The sequence below is a fragment of the Ectopseudomonas toyotomiensis genome, assembly GCF_900115695.1.
Lineage (GTDB): Bacteria > Pseudomonadota > Gammaproteobacteria > Pseudomonadales > Pseudomonadaceae > Aquipseudomonas > Aquipseudomonas toyotomiensis.
Genome location: NZ_FOXK01000003.1, coordinates 235052 through 251327, shown reverse-complemented (window position 1 = coordinate 251327; position 16276 = coordinate 235052). Strand labels below are relative to the sequence as shown.

Below are 16276 nucleotides of genomic sequence, written 5' to 3'. Positions count from 1 at the left end.
GAATGGGCGCTGTTATATCACACAGCCTGCCTTCGGAGACTGCACACATGCCCGCATCCAACGCCCGCCTCACCTGCTCGGTGCTACTGCTTTCCGGTGGCCGAGGCCTGCGCATGGGCGGCCGCGACAAGGGCCTGCTGGAGTGGCGCGGTCGACCACTGATCGCGTGGTTGCATGATCTGACCAGACCGTTGAGCGACGACCTGATCATCTCCTGCAACCGCAACACGGAGCACTATGCACACTACGCCGACCAACTGGTCGCAGATCAGGATCAGGACTTTCAGGGGCCGCTGGCGGGTATCCGCGCCGGCATGGCTGCGGCACGCCACGAGCAAATGCTGGTGCTGCCCTGTGACGCTCCCCTGGTGGACCGCGCACTGATCGAGTCACTGCTTGCCCACGCAGGGAGCCGGCCGGTGGTGATCCGCCAGGGCAACTACTGGCAGCCACTGTTCTGCCTGTTGCCCACGGGGCTCAGAGACGACCTGGAACACGCCTGGCAATCCGGTGAACGCAGCCCGCAACGCTGGTTCGGCAAACTGGCCCCCATCGCCGTCGACTGCACGCTGGAAGATGCCCGCCTGGCCAACCTGAACACACCGGAAACGCTCGCGAACGGCATATCGCCTTGCTGAAGCGAGAAGCCCTGCGCGGAACTCATACGGTAGTTTCACGTCTGAGCGAGGGTATAGCACCTCTTTAGCACCCAAGGAGACAGACCATGACCAAACGGATAATCCCCGCCCTGCTGATGGCAATCGGCTTCACTGTGCTGGCCGGCTGCTCCACGCCGTCGGTGATCACCCTGAATGACGGGCGTGAAATACAGACGGTAGACAAACCCAAGTTCGATGAAGAATCCGGCTTCTACGAATTCGAGCAACTCGACGGCAAGCGCGCCACGATCAACAAGGATCAGGTGCAGACCGTGAAGGAACTCTGAAGCGAGAGCCCAAGGCACCGCTGAAGGACAATGGGGCACGCCCCGGCCGCAGAAAGGGATGACCGGCCTGATGATTTTTTCAGGCTAACCCCTTGTGCGGTAAAAGTTTTTCGGTAGAATACGGCTCATTCGGAGTGTAGCGCAGCTTGGTAGCGCGTCTCGTTCGGGACGAGAAGGTCGCAGGTTCGAATCCTGTCTCTCCGACCAATCCCTTGTTTCAGCATGTGCCTACATGTCTCGAAACCCCAGAAAACCCGGCCTCTGCGCCGGGTTTTCTGTTTCTGGCTGTCTCACCTTATCTCAGGTCATCCCTACCTAATTGGTATGCCCATTGGTATGCTGGCAAAACACCTATAACCCAGCATACCAAACAGCCATGAAACGAGCGGAAATCAAGCGCCGGCCGATGGCCGATACCACCCTCTCCAGCCTCGAGCCCGAAGAAAAAACATACCGCGAACACGACGGACAGGGGCTGTATTTTCGGGTGAAACCATCCGGCCAGAAGCTGTGGGAGCTACGGTACTCGAAACCAGGCTCGAAAGCCCGCTCTTGGCTGGGCCTCGGCCCTTACCCTAGCGTCGGTGGCGCCTTGGCCAGGACCAAGGCTCAGGAAGCGCGCACGCTCATCGCCCAAGGCATAGACCCTTCCACCCAGCGCAAAGCGGTTGAGGCGGAAGAGAAGGCACAATCCGAGAACCTGTTCGAACTCTTGGCGCGAGAATGGTATGCCACGCGCAAAGCGGGCTGGGGCGACGGGTATGCCAAGCGAGTAATAGGCGCCCTGGAACTGCATGTCTTTCCGAGAATGGGTAACCGGCCCTACGCCGATATCACCCCGATGGAATGGATGGAACTGTTCCGCTCCATGGAGAAGAAAGGCATCCTCGACCAGATGGGCAACGTGCGCCGCTTCTGCAAAGAGATTTACGACCTCGCCCGGGTTACCGGCCGGGCGATCAACAACCCTGTCGACGGCCTCGACAAGTTCCTCCAGAAGAAGCAGTCCACGAACTATGCCCACGTCGAACAGGTCCAGCTTCCCGCTCTCCTACGTGCAATCAGCGCCTACAACAACAGAACAGTCAGGATTGGGCTGCGCCTGCTGGTTATCAACGGGTTGCGGCCCAGCGAAGTACGAGAGGCCCGCTGGAGCGAAATCGACTTGGACAAAGCCATCTGGGAAATCCCGGCTGAACGGATGAAAAAACGGCGGGCGCACATCGTTCCGCTGTCGACCCAGTCAGTCGCTTTGCTCAAGGAACTGCAACTGTACTCAGGCTCCTACGATCTGCTGTTCCCCGGGAGGAATGACCGTACCAAACCGCTGAGCAACATGGTTTTCAACATGGCCCTTCGCCGCATGGGCTATGAAGGGATGCAGACTGGTCACGGCTTCCGCCACATCGCATCTACCATTCTGCGGGAGAACGACTTCCCGAAAGACCACGTTGAAGCGCAACTGTCCCACGCAGAGGAAGGCGTCGCCAGGATCTACAACAAGGCCACTTACCTTGAGCAACGGCGCACGATGATGCAGTGGTATGCCGACTACCTCGCCGCGCTCGAGCGCGGCAACGTGGTCCAGTTTGATAAGAGGGCCTGAACAGGCCCTCAGTCCGCTCTCACCGCCTCGATCTGCTTACCGACCTGATCAGTGATCAGGCTGCGCATCAGCGTGAGCCTGTCGATTTCCTTGCGCTTCCAGGCGCCGTCCCGGTCAGAGCGGCGCACGTTCTCCATCTGCTTGTTGATCTCGCTGATACGACGCTGCTGGCGGTTGAGCTGCTGCCGCATCGCCAGGATGCCGCGCTTCTCGGCTGCCAGATCCTGCGCCTCTGCCGTTTTCCCAAGCCCTTGCAACTCGCGCACGTCCGAGTAAATGCGGTTCGCCTCGCGCAGCCCATCGTAGAACAGCGTGCTGTACCGGGTGTAAGGCGCTGGTGCGCCCAGATCGCGATAGAAGCGGCGAATCGGTTGGTACTCGCTCCAGCGCTTGTCCGGCGCCTCTTGGCCAGTTGCTCCGCGCCATACCGTATCGATGATGCCGGCCGCGTTCGCACCCACGGTACCGAAGTAGCCGCGGATCAGATGATCAGCCTGCACAGGCGAAAGCGCGAACGGCGTTTCATCGCCAAACACCCGGCTCGCGCTAGATACGGCCTGCGCCGCCACGGTGGTGCTGTCCCTGGAGCGCAGCCCCTTGCTCAGACGCTCCATGCCTGCTGTTTCGATATCGCGACCAGTGAAGGCATCCCGGTTGGAGTAGATATCGATCACCGGTTGGAACATCTGCGGCACTGGGTTGAAGCTGAAGGTCTGCATCATCATGTCTTTCAGGCGATCGGCGAACAGCTTGCCGGTCGCCTTGTCGTCGACGAGCTGCTCGGTCACGCGCTCGGCCATGGTGGCGATCGCCCCCACCTCGAACGGCTTCGGGATGAAGAACGCATTGTCACCGATGCGGATAAACCAGTAGGCGTCCTTCTGCCAATCCTCGAGCTTGCGGTATTCATCATCATCCGCATTCGCCAGATACAGGGCAATGCTGGCCAGCGTGAGCGCGCCAGTCACTGCACTGAATCGTGCAGCAGCCTGCTTGTCACTGGTGGTACCCTGCCCCATGGCCGTCAACAGCGCCGGCTTGACGCCAGAGCGATACAGCTTGTCCAGGCCTTGCAGGCGCGCATTGAGGAACGGCACCACTCGAATCAGGAAGCGGATCGCTGGCCACGCCCCGTGCTGGCTGAAGTCCATAATGTCACGCGCCTCATAAGCAGCGCGCAGGCGCCCCAGGTCATCGACATTCTGCAGGTAGGTGGCCGCACGGCTCACGTTCTCGGCGGTGTCTGCTACCTCTCCCCAGCGCCGCCAGCCAGCTCGCAGCAGCTTCGGTACCATGCTCACATCCGTCACCAGTTCTGCACCGGTAACGGTCTTCTTCAAACTGGCCTTCACCTCGTTCACGTCAGCGCCGTACAGGTGGCCGAAGCTGAACGCCCCGCCGCTGGCCTGCATTTCCGCCCTGGTGCGCGCATCCCGGTAACCCGCAACGCCCTGCGACAGGTTCTTGAACAGGTTTTTACTGGTCGGTGAAGTCGCCGAGGCCTGCATCAGGTCGCGCATGGTGTTGGCCAGGATGAACTGCGGCGTAACCGTGGTCATGTTGGTGAACAGCCGCTTGAAGGCCGACATGGTCTGCACCGCCAAGTTATTCAAGCCAGGATCTGCCAGAGCAGTTAGCGACTCGAATACCAGGGGATCATCGATCTCGTAGAAGACACGCTCACCATCCTTCAGGACGAACGTGCTGGTCTTCGGATCACGGCGACTCTCTGGCACCACTCGCGCAATGCCAGCGCGCTCGGCGTTGACCATTGCCTGCGTCGCGGCCTGGTTCTTCAGGCTGGCCGAAATCAGGTGGTGGAAGTTCATCAGGGTGTTTTCCAGCAGGTCATTCAGATTCTGCTTGCCGCCCTTCAGCTTCTTGTAGGCCTCCTGCCGGCTCAGTCCCTTGCCCGCGCGCGGGCCGCCGGCGGCAGCCTCTTCATCCATCACCCGATAGAACGGCACGTAGAACTCGTCACGCCACATCGCCCTGGTGTCGGCATTGATGATGCCGTTCGCCTCGGCAATGGCCAGCACATCGTCACGGTACTGCTGAAACTCGTTGAAGACCTTGCTGTACAGCATCTGCCGGCTCTTGCCGTCCGCCGTCCGCCCGCCGTTCAGCTGCTTGCCGCTGGCAATTTCATCGGCGGTGAACAGGTTCTCGCGCCCCTCCTGCATCAGGCGATCAGCGCGATTCGCGGCAATCCACCCCATGAAGCGCTCCACCTCTGCCGCCGAACCCAACTGCGTCAGCACGGCAGAAAGCCCACCAGTCTTATCGCCGTCCTGCAGGGTGATCACCCGCTCTTTCCCGTCGAAGCGCAGGCGCCCAGTGGTCAGCATTGCATTCAGCGCACCAGAGGCCGACGACGACATACGCGCCAGCACCCACGAACTGCTGTGAATGGCGTTGTCGATGAAGTCTTTGCCAAGCAGCCTCTCATCGAGCTCTTTCAGCGCTGCATAACGGTCCACTACGCCCTGGCGGATCTTCGTGGCCACACGATCAGTACGCTCGCGCACCCATTCCTTGGCCTTGGTCAGCGCCGGCGGCGATCCGATCTTGTTCAAGAAGTCGCGCGCACCCTGATTCAGCTCGGGGAAGGCATCTGCAGTTTTGCCGGTAACAAAACGATCAGTGAAGGTATCGAGCAGATCGACAGTGCCCTGGCCTGATCGGCGATAGCGGATATCAGGATCGACCTCATCGAATGCACCCGTGTTGTTCGTGGCCGACTTCACCTGGTTGTTGTAGAACGCCACCCAGGTACCGGTATTCGCAAGCTGGATGCCGTCATAACCCTCGGCTTCAAGCCGCTGCCGCATAGCGATCGACTTCTCGAAGCTATCCAGGCTCTGCGATTCCGCCACACTCATACGGTAAGGGTTCTTGATCGAGGCGAACAGCGGCATCACGTTGGCCAGCCCTGGCATGCCGTCGGTTGCTTTCTCCGCGTAGGCTTTCGCCAGGGTGCCGTCATTGGTGAGGAACACACCAAGCGGTGCCGTAGTGTGGCCGGTGCTGCGACCCGGCCGGCTCTGGTCAAAGATAGTGAACTGTTCGGCGGTGCCGTGGTACAGCACCAAGGGCTCGCCGTTACCGTCCGTCACCTTGGATACGTCTTCTGGATTGACGCGCGCCAGCGGTCGACGTACAAAGGTGCCTGACGCCTTGGTATTGGCCGGGAGCGACCCCTGAGCATCACTGCTCATATCGCCCGGAGGGACTGCCAGGGCGTTCTCTTTTCTGTCGACGGTCACCGTGTTGTAGAACATCCGACCGTTTACATCCTCCCGCACGGTGAACACCGCCACTAGCGGAACCCCGTCTACATCGATCGGCGCCAGCAGCTTGTGATATGCAGCAGTCTGGCCACTCTGGGTGGACAGGGTGCTGCTGGCGTAGATCGAATGCTCGAACGCCTGTTGCAGCCGCGTCAGCACCGCCTGTTTCGCTGGGTCAGCCGCAGTCGATGCCGCCTTCTTCGCCCCAGACATTGCCATGGTCACGTCGCCCAGGTCGTCATGCGGCAGAGCTTCGCTCTGCCTGGCCATGGTTTTAAGCGATGCCTCGACCTTCTCCAGCCGATCACGCTCGCTGAGTTCCTTCCACGTGTCAGGCATACGTAACTTCAGCGGCGCCTTGTCATCCAGACGTGACTGCGCATCCAGCGCCTGCCAGTCACCGAACCAGCGCTTGAAGTTGTCGCCGCGCGTCTGGTGCCACTGTTTCTGGGTCAGATTCGAAGGCTTGCCATTCGGCGCCAGCAGGCGGCCCTGCTCGTCGACCATTTCCACCAGTCGCCCGCTGTCACCGTTGCGCGAGAACACGGTGCGACCGCGGCCACGGCCCTTGCCGCGCTCGATGTAACGGCGAGCATTGGCCAACAGCCCCTGAATATCGCCCTCGGTCCAACGCATGTTGAAGCCGATCGAGCGCAGCGCGTTGCGCATGGCGGTCACGACCCGCGGCCAGAACGCTTGCTGCTGGATGGTGCCCGCGCCAGCCATGTCAGCCAGCACTTCCTCCATGGCCACGGCCGGCCTGTAGCCGAAGCGGCGCACCAGGGCGTCAGCCTGGGCCTTCATTTCTGGATTGCCGTTGTAGATGCTCATGAGCAGCGGCGTCAGGCGCTGGCCGTAGGCGCCCTGTAGTCCGGCATGGCCAAGTACTTCGTGCTGCAGGACGAAAGCCGCATGCTGGGCGTCGCGAAGGTTATCCGCCACCAGATACACCTGACCGTCGGCGAAGATGCCTTCCACGTCGAAGGCTCCATCGCGCTCGACCTGGCGGCGCTGGCGGTCAGGCAGATCTTTGACCGACTGCACAACCTTGATCTCCGGGGCGTTCTGCCAGGCTCCGGTAAGGCGCTTGAGCTGCAGCCTTACCTGCCCAGAACGGCTACTTTTTGCAGCCGACTTGCGCGGCGACCGCGAGTACAGCACCTGCCCAGGAGCCAGGCGATACATGGTTTCCATCGTTTGGAAAACCCTGTTGCGCCCCTTGTTCTCAAGGAATCCGAAACGCTTATAGAAGTCGACCAGACGCGCCTTGTTTCCGCCAAAGTCAGCGCTAGGGCTCAGGGCGATGTGCTTCCCAGCCATATCCGCATACTGGGTCAATATCTGCATGGCCTGGCTGCCACGACCACTGCCAGCAGCAGGCGAAATGATCTTCGATACCGTGACGATATCGCCGCGCTCGCTCAGCGCTCCATCGACACCCAGTTCCCGCCAACCAGCCAGAACCTGATCAATGCTTGCCGGTGCAGGGTCACCCCTATAGCTTCCGCGAGAGTACTGCTGCTGGCCAAACTCCTGACGCAGTGCCTCCCAGGCCTGGCGGTTGACGCCCTCCGGGCTGTCGCTGTTCAGTTCGTTGTACTGCTCGAAGGTGATGCCGGCCGAGGCGCGGTCTACGTCAGCCTCGTACTGATCCTGCAGGCGCTGGATGGCCTGGTCGTAGCCTGGCGATCCCTTCTTTATGCCAGCAGCCTTGGCCTGGCGGTCTATGTAGCGCTTGCGCGGGGTTGCCAGGATCTCGGGCAGAGCCGGCGCCTGATCATTCGCTTGAGCGGGTACCGCCTCTTCACTGGCCGCTGGTTGATCAGCAGCAGGCTGCTCGCTCAGTGCACGCTGTCCGTCTGCCCCTTGAACTGCAGCAGGAACACCAGATCGACCAGCTTCTGCCGATCGCCCGGCAGCGGCAGGCCGTTCAGCCACAACTGGCTCTCGCGCCACGTTATCTGCCGCATCTGGCACAGCAGGCGTATCGCCTGCGGCTCGGTCATCAACAGCCCCTGGCCGACTATCAGCACCTTGCACCTCCTGGCGGCGCTGGATGCGCCACTCGCGATTGCCACTCTTCACTACTTCGAACGCAGCCGGCTCTGGCATTGAGCGCAGCGCTTTATTTGCACCGGGAACGCTTCGGTAGACGGTGGAAACCGCCTGCTGCTCGTCCCGCACGGCCTTGATTGCCCGCGCAGCCTGCGCCCTGGTTGCGCCACTTGTGGCGGCCAGCGTCTCGGCATCCGCCTGCTCTCCAGCCTGGCGAGCCTGCTGCAACACCTGATCGAATTTCGGGCGTTGGCCAGGCACAGCCTGAGCGGTCATGCCATCCACGCGCGGCGCCGGCTCTGCCTGCGGCTGATTAGGAACCCGGCCCACTTTGGCCTGTCCAGCGCTGTCCACCACCACGGCCTCTGGGCGAAGGTCTGGCAACGCCTGGCGCACGGGCTCAGCATCGAAAGTTCGCTGGGTTGCCGGCGGCTGCGCCTGTGGCATCCGAGCAGCCGGGATCACCTCGCCAGTGATAGGCAACTCACCACGCGCCGTCTGTTGGTCCATGCCGGGTCCACCGCCTGGCTGGCCAGCCTCGCGCCCTGGTACCGGACGCTGCTCGCGGTCCACGTTGCGAGCAGGCCCTCGCTCGCTCACCTGGCCAACGGCATCTGCGTACAGCACCTGCTCAGGTGCAGGCAGCGCCAGACGATCCGGCGCCGGCAGTTGCGCGGCAGTGCGGGAGATAACGCCAGCAGCAGGATCTGGAGCAGGTACCGGCGCCGGCATCGGGTTTTCGGCAGACGGCGACGGCTGAACCATGCGCGTGCGCGCCATGTTCCAAGACGCCTCAGCAGTGCTCTGCCCAAGGGAAAGCAAGCTCTCCAGCACGGCATCAGGGATGTTCCCTTCACCAGTGGCTGCCAGTTCGCCAAGATACTCGCCGACACCCTCGCCAACAGTCTCCATGCCCAGCAGCGCGCCGCCAGTCGCAACTCGACGCCCGAGCCGATCAGTTGCCTTGCGCGCATTGTCCTGCGCCACCCGCACGGCAGCAGCAATCTCAGGGTTCGCCCGAGCAGCAACCACAGCGGCTTCACTGGTCACGTCAACGCCACGATCCATCAGCGTCTTGCGAGTAGCAGCCTCCAGCGCGGTGCTGCTGGTACGCTGCAAGGTGCTGGCCACCTTCCCGCCGACACCCAGCGTGAGAGCGTCCACACCAGTGATCACACCGCCCTTGATCGCCCCCTCGCGCCTGGCCTGCGCCAGTTCTTCCTGGGTCACCTCGCCGTCATCGGCCGCAGCCATGGCCTTGTTGCCGGTTTCCAGAGCAGTGTTCCCGAGGAACATGCCAGCCAGACCGCCAACCACGCCGCCAACGGTACCGCCAGCAGCCGTACCCACACCCGGCACAACAGAGCCGATACCAGCACCGATAGCCGCGCCACCCTTCAGGCCAGCCCAGCCACCGCCGAGTACTGCCGCAGCATTCGGCAACTGCTCGAGCACGGCCAGTCCAGCGCCAGCAGGGTTATCAACGATGGCACCAATGCCCTGACCAATGGTTGGCAGCAGGCCAGGATCTTCACCCAGTGCCGCGGTGCGGTCTGCATAGTCAGCCTGGAACTGCTCCAGACGAGGATCGCGAGGGGCCTGCGCCTGCTCGGCGGCGCGATCTGCGACGCCCTGCGTGTTGCCGGTGTAAGCATCGACAGTGGAGGCGATCGCACGGCCAGTGTTCTTGGCTCCCTCGACAACAGTGTCGACGATGCCGCTGGCCTTTGGCTTCTGCGGCTGAAGGCCAAACTCCTGCGCAAGACTGGAGCCGCCAGTGGATCCTGCCGACTCATTGGCCCCTAATCCAAACTCATCAGCCAGCTTGCTCATTGCCCCTCCAAACAGCCGCACCGTGCGGCACCGTTCAGAGAACGCTATGTCACTGGCCCACTTGGACAAGGCGAAAGAAATCCCACCAAATGGTGGGATTATCTCGTCGAAAGGAAACTTACATACCCCTATATCCGGGTATGTACTTTCTATGCAGAGAACAGCGACTCAAGGCATATATCGAAGGCCTCAAGCCACGCGCCAGCTGGCCATGCCTTGACGGTGCCATAGCGCTCGTCGACCACATCGACCGCCTGGGCGTTATTGCGCTTGCACCAGCGGCGCAGCGCTACATACGCATTCTTGGGGAAACGCTTGCCGGTGGCGCGCTCCACAGCAATGACGGTGGCGTGCTTGCTGTTCTTGCCGAGTTCGCCCTTAAGTCGGTTCACCTCCCGCACAGCAGCGGATGCCGTGGCCATGGCAGAAGCTTCTCGCTTGCTGCCGATCTGCGCCTTGGTGGCGATGGCGTGGTCGCGCTCGGCCTCGATGCGGATCTTCTCCTGCTCGGCGGCCAGCGCCATCTGTATCAGTTCGAGACGGGAAAGCTCGCGCGGCTTGGCCAACTGCGACTCCAATTCCTGCCAACGATCAACCAGGCGAGCTGTGAACTCAGGGCTGAGCTGAGCGACCACGATGATGCTGTCGCGCTTACCCTGTTCACCCGAGAAGCTGTATGCCTTGATGGTCTTCGGCCCAGGCCCGGCGTTGGACACTTCAGCCAATGGCGGAAGTGTCACAACACCACGCTCAGCAAGGCGTTCAATGGAGCGCCGAACATCGGCATGATTGGAATTGACCAACTCGGCAATCTCCAAGCTGGTCATAGTGGCACATGTGGAAGGAAGGATAAGACTGCCCATCATGCAGCCTCCCGATCGCACAGCGCGCGATCCAGATAGGTTTTCATCTGGCTCAACTGCGACTCCAGCAGCCAGAGAACATTCTTCTCATGCGTAGGCAGGGCACCGCCTTGCAGCACTACGGCCAGGCCGATAGCCCGGCCGAGGAAGGTATTGAGTACATCCTGATTCAGCGGCACATTGTCGGGCAGGCTGAATATCTCCTCCGGCGTAGTGGCGTCCTCAAGGTTGCATTCCACGGACTTTGCGTTAGCATTCATCAGGTGAACTCCTTCCAAAGTTTTCACATCCGAAGCCTCAGGTGTTACCAGCACCTGGGGCTTCATTCTTTCAGGCATCTGCCTGCTTGCCTCGCTGACTCTCATCCTGCTTCCTCGATTGTTCCAACCTGTAAACGACCTCTGCCGTAAGGCTACGGCGGCTTTGCCCTGCCTGTTCTGATAGATAGCTTTTCAGCTCCTCAGGCAGGCGCAATTTGAACTGCAGATCTATGCGACTCATCTCTCCTCCTACTGGACCCAATGGGTTCAAATCGATTAGAACCCACTGGGTCCATTTACGTCAAGACCCATTTGGTCCATCATTCGCCCATGAAAAGAACCGACCCTCAGTTCAAGCTGCGAATCCCAGAAAACCTGAAAGCCAAGGTCGATGATTCCGCCAAAGCCAACCACCGATCGGTAAATGCGGAGATCGTTGCTCGCCTTGAAGCAAGCTTTGACGAGGGTGTTACCTTGGAGAAGCTGGTTCCGGTCAAAAAAGCGCAGGAACTTTCTCTGATAGCTCGTCGGCGCATCCCAGATATCGTGCGCCAACGCATCATCAAGGCGATCAACAAAGCCATCGCAATGGGGCACAGCGCCGCTAGCGCGGAGTTTTATGACCTCGATCTTGAGGGAGGTCTAAGCGGCGAAGAAGCCTCAGACCTTCTGCATGGAATCGACGAAGAGCTTCTAAACGCCGGTTATGAGGTTGAATGGGATGGGCCGGCTGCCGTCACGATCTTCCTTTGGCCACCGGAAAGAGCCTGATTGTCTCTAGGCGGGAAATGGTCTATACCGCGCTAATGAAGAAGCTGATCATCACCACCCTGCTCGCGTTCTCCGGCCTGGCCCAGGCCGGAAACTTCGCTACGTGCTTGCTCGACGAGCTGCCCGGAGTGCAGAACAACAATGCCGCGGGTGCGGCGTATCAGGTGTGTAGCGCCCGACACCCCGAGCGCTATGATGGCGTTGAGCAAGGCTCTGGGCGCGGATTCTTCGGCTACGAATCTGGCGCCGAATGCGCACTCAAGAAAGCGCGTGACACTCACAGCCAGAGCGCTGCAGGCATGATTCGAGTAGCCTGCAACCGCCTGTACAACAAGCAATGCTCAGCCTTGGCTACCGAGTTTGGGCTGAACTGCAACTGATCAACTGACGGCAACACCCTGAGCAGTAAGAGCCCTGATGTAGTCGTCGATTGAAACGCCATCCTCCTTGGCAGCCTGCTCAACCTCCTGCCGAGTTACGCTCATTCTGCGACTGACACCACCCGTCGATACCGGCCTCCCAGTAGTCACATCGATCAGCTGTGAGCCACGGATATCACGACCGTTCTCGTCGCGTCCGATGATAATGTCCTGCGACTGGTACCGATCTTTCGCCGGCGTACTGAGCGAGGTGTAAGCGCTGCGCGCTGCCTCGCGCTGATCGGCACCCAGGTTAGGATCTGCGATCTGGTCGCGAAGAGATTGCAGGCGCCGCTGATCTTGCGAAGCAAGCGCACCCTGATCGACTTCCTGAGACAAGCGTTGACGCTGCAATTGGCCAGTCAGGCGCTCATCCATACCGGAAAGGATGCTTTGTTGTGCCTGCTGGTTCTGCAGGCTGGTCTGGGCCTGACGAGCATCAAGGCGGGCATTTTGGATATCAGCGATGCTAGGCGCGCGGGAACTGTCACGCACGACAGTCACCCGACCACCGCCCTCGCCTATTTGCCCTCGGCGACTGATTTCGATCATCCGCTGCCTTTCTTGGTTTGCACGCTCAAACCGACCAAGAGCCAACTGGCTATCGCCAGGCTGCATCTGGGAGAAAGCACCCATACCGTCACCGATGCTCTGCGGCGTCCTGCCATTGACAGTGATCATTGACTGCGTCTGACCAACAGCATCAGCCTGCACTGGTGCAGAAGCTTGATTCGGCATGTCTGAAGCAATGCTTTGCGCCTGCGTCGGTGCAGCGGTGCTTTGAACCGCTGGAGCAGCCTGCGCCGGGGTAGACATTCCGTCGATGATGCTTTGCGGTTGCACCCCGAGCGCTGCCCGCGTGCCGGCCTTAACCTGATCGGACGCCCGCGAAGCGCGATCAATACCCTGCGAAAGGGTCGCCGATGCCGCGTCTGCATAGCGATTTGCGCCACCCGGAAGCGTGCTTGGGTCGCCACCAGCAAGCCTTGCGATTCCGCCGCGAGCGGCGTCGAGGCCTACGGCGAATGGAAGCGCCGCACCACCTGCGACAATCTCTGCGCCGCCAGCCAGCCCTGAAAGTATACCGCCAGACTGAGGTGGTCGCGGGACGCCAGCCGAAACTGGCTGGATGACACCACGCGGCCCAGTGACTGGTTGGCTCATTTGCGCTTGCATGCGATCGGCACGCGTCGTCGTTGGCATATTGGAGATCAGCGGGTTCTCACCTTGGCGCCGGCGCTCCTGATCTTCCTGCGTTTGGTATTGAACGGCCATGCTGCCTCTCCAGAGTATTCGAGTTATGCCAAACCTATGTCACCAACCGCAATTCGCAAGCATCAGTCAGATGATTTCCATCGCCGACCTGAATGCAGTCCAAAAACCAGCCGGCGGCGGCACAACACCACCCGCGCCAGCAACCAAAAGCGCGCCCATCACCAGATCGGCGCCAGGCAGTTGTGTAGCAATGAACGACCCTGAATCCGGCCCTTGCTCAATCGTTGCAGATGGAGCCCAGCGCACACCCTGCGCTAGTGGGGAGGGGATGAAATCGGGCTCGTAATCAGCCGTGAAAGTAACCATCAACGGCAGCTCGCCCGACGCGACGTAGACGGTACCGCTCGACTGATCAGCCCCTGTCTCTGTCACGCCCTCGACAACAACCAACCCGTCGAAGCTAGCCGAGGCAATAACCCCTGGATACAGACGCGCCAACGCTGGAAACGCATCGCAGCGCGAAGGGTCAAACACTGACCATCCCCCAGAAGTCTGGCTTTCCCAGTTCCACCAGCTGGCGTAGTCACGGTTAACCGTCTCAGAACTGGCCGATATCTCAGACAGGTTTATCGGAGAGAAGACCTGAACATACCCAGTTGCCATTATGTGAAATCCTCTGCGCGAACAAGCCTGCATTCCCCATTGGCGTAATACACCAATCCGTTTGGCATGTACTCAAACGAGAGGTCTTGCGGCTGCATGGCCTCATCAAACTGAAGCGCCCGGTACTGGCGCACCACCCCTTCAGCCGACACAAGAAAATACGTCCGCACAACGACGCCAGTGCTCGACTCTTCACCGTAGAAGACCATGTTGTCGCCCGTGCTACCCAAATCGCCAAAGTCGTAGTACTCCGAAAGCATGGCCATGGTGAACCGGTGAATCTCCACCGCGGCAGCCGGCGGCGTGTCCTTGTCCGCGCTCGGCACGCATCGCATGACCCTCAGATCATCACCATCCCAACTGCTGACCAGCACCACATCGCCCACCAAAACACCAACGGTGTCGGACTCTGCAGCTACGCGGCGCAGCACTTCAGCGCCGCCAGGTGTATAGGTGTACAAGTAGCAGTACCCGGTGTTGAAGTCTTTCACCGCACGATAGAAAACAGCCACCGCGACCTCCTATTCCCTAACTTTCAAAGCTGTACCGCAGTAATAAGCGCCTGCCGGCGAGCCGAAATCGGCCATCACGGACCAAGTCGCGCCAGAGTCAGCACTGATGAATGTTTGCCCACCTTCGACACCAGACTCTCCAGCAGACTGGCCAAGGCCGCCGAAGGTGATGATCACCGTCGCCTGGCGAACGATTACACCGTCATCCACACGCTCGAGCACCGGGCAATCGATCGCCCCAATGAAAAGATTTGTGCGCAACTGCCGCTCCGCAACAACAACGCCTGCGACCGAAACTACATTCAGGTTGCTGTCGTAGAGCATGACAACCAGATCGCCAAGACTGTTGAACACGCCTGGGCTTATCTCGATCTGGTCAGTAGCAGGAAACAGGTACTTGCCGTTCCCTATGTAGCGGACACAGGAGAAACGGCTTTCCACGATGTTCCGGCAGTACCTTTGCGGTACCAGTTCACTGAGTACCACCACCGCACCAGCAGACGTCAGAGCAACGATATCGATGCTGGTTTCGGTGGTACGTGCGCCTGCGCTGTAGTCCACATCGCTGGAGAAAAAGACGGCGTAGGCTGTTTCACCGTCCGCATCGATTCCTATCGGAAACGAGAAGTCATGAGGCTGCCCATCAGTCGGATCAATCATCGCCGCCACAGGTCCGGCGATCAGATCCTTCGTCAACCCGCCTTCGCTCCAGCGATATGCATACACAGCATTGAACGGGGCGAACCCTTCATCTACAGATGCATAGTTGAGGTGCAGGACAACAGCGATCACCATCCCTGAATCAAGCCGAGCCAGCATCGCTGGGTACAGAGTGTTCGATGAATACACATCCTCAACAGGATCCAGCACCGGGACCATAAGCGGCTCTGAGCCGAGCCGCGTGTCATCCAGAGAGAACCACGGCAGATCAAGGTATGGCCCGGCCGACTCGGGTTGAATCCCCCTTACCACCCCGAACCACAGCCCCTTCGCGCCGTACCGATCATCATCGTTTCGCATCTCTGCAACGACATGGATCACCAGCAGCGTATCGAAATAGGCCTGCCCATCATCATCGACGCCCATGCTCAACTGTATCGCGCGCGCCCACGGCTGCTGGGCAGCACTGAATACCGTTGCAGCAGAACTACCAGGGTCGTATGCCGGCGGCGCAATACGCTTGCAGAACGGCAACGCTCCGGCTGTATCCCACAGCGCGCTATCGGAAACAGCGATCGACCAAGTATCCGATGGCACCTCATGGTCAGATACTTCCCAGCCATCACCGCCCACGCTGTATCGAGCGCGCGCGATAGCCGGCGAGTAGAGATTCAGCAGGTAGACTATGTTGCTATCTCCACGCCCCACGAATGCATATGGGTTCACCACGTAGGGTCCAGGCATATAGAGCGGCACGGTCAGTTCGACGACGCCGATTCCCTGCCGCACCGAAAGCGACGGCTGAATGCGACTCTCAATGACGCTCACAGCCGGTTCCAACGTGCCGCCGAGCACCACGGGTAGTGGTGGGCATCCAGCATGATCAGGAAACAGGCTCGCCGGCCCACGGCTCCACGCACGCGCTATATCGTCCCTACCACCAGGCAGATCGATCAGTGGGCAATGCGTAGGCTCGTATCCAGATCCAGGCCCGCCGACCAGAGCTCTGCCCGGTACAGCCACAGTTCCAGGGGTGTCGATCAAGTAGACTGTCGCCCTATTGCCGACCCGCGATGCCTTCATGATGTAGCCGTCGACGATCCTCGATCGCGTTATGTTCATCGCCCCGGGCAATGACCTGGCAAAGCGCACAGCCTCGTCCCGTAGCCACGCGGCCGAGGCC

The 16276-nt window shown here is 60.4% G+C and carries 13 protein-coding genes and 1 tRNA gene; 6 read left to right on the top strand and 8 right to left on the bottom strand.

The window, feature by feature from the left end:
• Positions 1 to 47 precede the first annotated feature (47 nt).
• The 4 genes from mobA (at position 48) to BM186_RS07500 (ending at position 2552) form a co-directional block, all read left to right on the top strand.
• Positions 48 to 638 (top strand): molybdenum cofactor guanylyltransferase MobA, encoded by a 591-nt coding sequence (mobA, locus tag BM186_RS07515; RefSeq protein WP_074914236.1) that lies wholly within the window; start codon positions 48 to 50, stop codon positions 636 to 638.
• Positions 639 to 724: 86 nt separating this feature from the next.
• Positions 725 to 946, top strand: coding sequence for a YgdI/YgdR family lipoprotein (locus BM186_RS07510; RefSeq protein WP_017677476.1), 222 nt, complete (start codon positions 725 to 727; stop codon positions 944 to 946).
• 130 nt (positions 947 to 1076) lie between these two features.
• Positions 1077 to 1153, top strand: a tRNA-Pro gene (locus tag BM186_RS07505).
• Between the two features lie 169 nt (positions 1154 to 1322).
• Positions 1323 to 2552, top strand: coding sequence for a tyrosine-type recombinase/integrase (locus BM186_RS07500; RefSeq protein WP_074914233.1), 1230 nt, complete (start codon positions 1323 to 1325; stop codon positions 2550 to 2552).
• Between the two features lie 8 nt (positions 2553 to 2560).
• Here BM186_RS07500 and BM186_RS07495 read toward each other — a convergent pair whose 3' ends face one another.
• The 4 genes from BM186_RS07495 to BM186_RS07480 form a co-directional block, all read right to left on the bottom strand.
• Complete coding sequence (locus tag BM186_RS07495) at positions 2561 to 9730, bottom strand: LPD38 domain-containing protein (RefSeq protein WP_074914230.1); 7170 nt, start codon at positions 9728 to 9730, stop codon at positions 2561 to 2563.
• A gap of 149 nt (positions 9731 to 9879) precedes the next feature.
• Positions 9880 to 10596 carry a Rha family transcriptional regulator gene (locus BM186_RS07490; RefSeq protein ID WP_244157411.1) on the bottom strand — a complete coding sequence of 239 codons (717 nt, stop codon included), beginning with the start codon at positions 10594 to 10596 and terminating at the stop codon, positions 9880 to 9882.
• Entirely contained in the window at positions 10593 to 10853 is a 261-nt protein-coding gene (locus BM186_RS07485; RefSeq protein ID WP_074914227.1) for a hypothetical protein, read from the bottom strand. Before BM186_RS07485 ends, BM186_RS07490 begins: the two co-directional genes overlap by 4 nt.
• Positions 10854 to 10923: 70 nt before the next feature.
• Positions 10924 to 11094, bottom strand: coding sequence for an Arc family DNA-binding protein (locus BM186_RS07480; RefSeq protein WP_074914226.1), 171 nt, complete (start codon positions 11092 to 11094; stop codon positions 10924 to 10926).
• A gap of 89 nt (positions 11095 to 11183) precedes the next feature.
• Between BM186_RS07480 and BM186_RS07475 the strand changes: the two genes are divergently transcribed.
• A complete protein-coding gene (locus BM186_RS07475; protein WP_074914224.1) occupies positions 11184 to 11624 on the top strand; it encodes an Arc family DNA-binding protein in 441 nt (146 codons plus the stop codon).
• A complete protein-coding gene (locus tag BM186_RS07470; protein WP_208606734.1) occupies positions 11603 to 12004 on the top strand; it encodes a hypothetical protein in 402 nt (133 codons plus the stop codon). The genes BM186_RS07475 and BM186_RS07470 overlap by 22 nt, the downstream gene beginning before the upstream one ends.
• Here BM186_RS07470 and BM186_RS07465 read toward each other — a convergent pair whose 3' ends face one another.
• From BM186_RS07465 to BM186_RS07450, 4 genes are all read right to left on the bottom strand, one after another.
• Positions 12005 to 13318 (bottom strand): TrbL/VirB6 family protein, encoded by a 1314-nt coding sequence (locus BM186_RS07465; protein ID WP_074914223.1) that lies wholly within the window; start codon positions 13316 to 13318, stop codon positions 12005 to 12007.
• Between the two features lie 66 nt (positions 13319 to 13384).
• Entirely contained in the window at positions 13385 to 13921 is a 537-nt protein-coding gene (locus tag BM186_RS07460; RefSeq protein ID WP_074914222.1) for a hypothetical protein, read from the bottom strand.
• Positions 13921 to 14433, bottom strand: coding sequence for a hypothetical protein (locus BM186_RS07455; protein WP_074914221.1), 513 nt, complete (start codon positions 14431 to 14433; stop codon positions 13921 to 13923). Before BM186_RS07455 ends, BM186_RS07460 begins: the two co-directional genes overlap by 1 nt.
• 9 nt (positions 14434 to 14442) lie before the next feature.
• The gene (locus BM186_RS07450; RefSeq protein WP_099481804.1) at positions 14443 to 15921 is read right to left on the bottom strand and encodes a hypothetical protein; all 1479 of its coding nucleotides are present in this window, start codon (positions 15919 to 15921) and stop codon (positions 14443 to 14445) included.
• Positions 15922 to 16276 lie beyond the last annotated feature (355 nt).

Bases quoted from the DNA above. Each gene is read 5' to 3' on its own strand.
- BM186_RS07465 (WP_074914223.1), bottom strand. From the start codon at position 13,318: ATGGCCGTTCAATACCAAACGCAGGAAGATCAGGAGCGCCGGCGCCAA.
- BM186_RS07495 (WP_074914230.1), bottom strand. From the start codon at position 9,730: ATGAGCAAGCTGGCTGATGAGTTTGGATTAGGGGCCAATGAGTCGGCA.
- BM186_RS07485 (WP_074914227.1), bottom strand. From the start codon at position 10,853: ATGAATGCTAACGCAAAGTCCGTGGAATGCAACCTTGAGGACGCCACT.
- mobA (WP_074914236.1), top strand. From the start codon at position 48: ATGCCCGCATCCAACGCCCGCCTCACCTGCTCGGTGCTACTGCTTTCC.
- BM186_RS07475 (WP_074914224.1), top strand. From the start codon at position 11,184: ATGAAAAGAACCGACCCTCAGTTCAAGCTGCGAATCCCAGAAAACCTG.
- BM186_RS07490 (WP_244157411.1), bottom strand. From the start codon at position 10,596: ATGATGGGCAGTCTTATCCTTCCTTCCACATGTGCCACTATGACCAGC.
- BM186_RS07500 (WP_074914233.1), top strand. From the start codon at position 1,323: ATGAAACGAGCGGAAATCAAGCGCCGGCCGATGGCCGATACCACCCTC.
- BM186_RS07460 (WP_074914222.1), bottom strand. From the start codon at position 13,921: ATGGCAACTGGGTATGTTCAGGTCTTCTCTCCGATAAACCTGTCTGAG.
- BM186_RS07510 (WP_017677476.1), top strand. From the start codon at position 725: ATGACCAAACGGATAATCCCCGCCCTGCTGATGGCAATCGGCTTCACT.
- BM186_RS07480 (WP_074914226.1), bottom strand. From the start codon at position 11,094: ATGAGTCGCATAGATCTGCAGTTCAAATTGCGCCTGCCTGAGGAGCTG.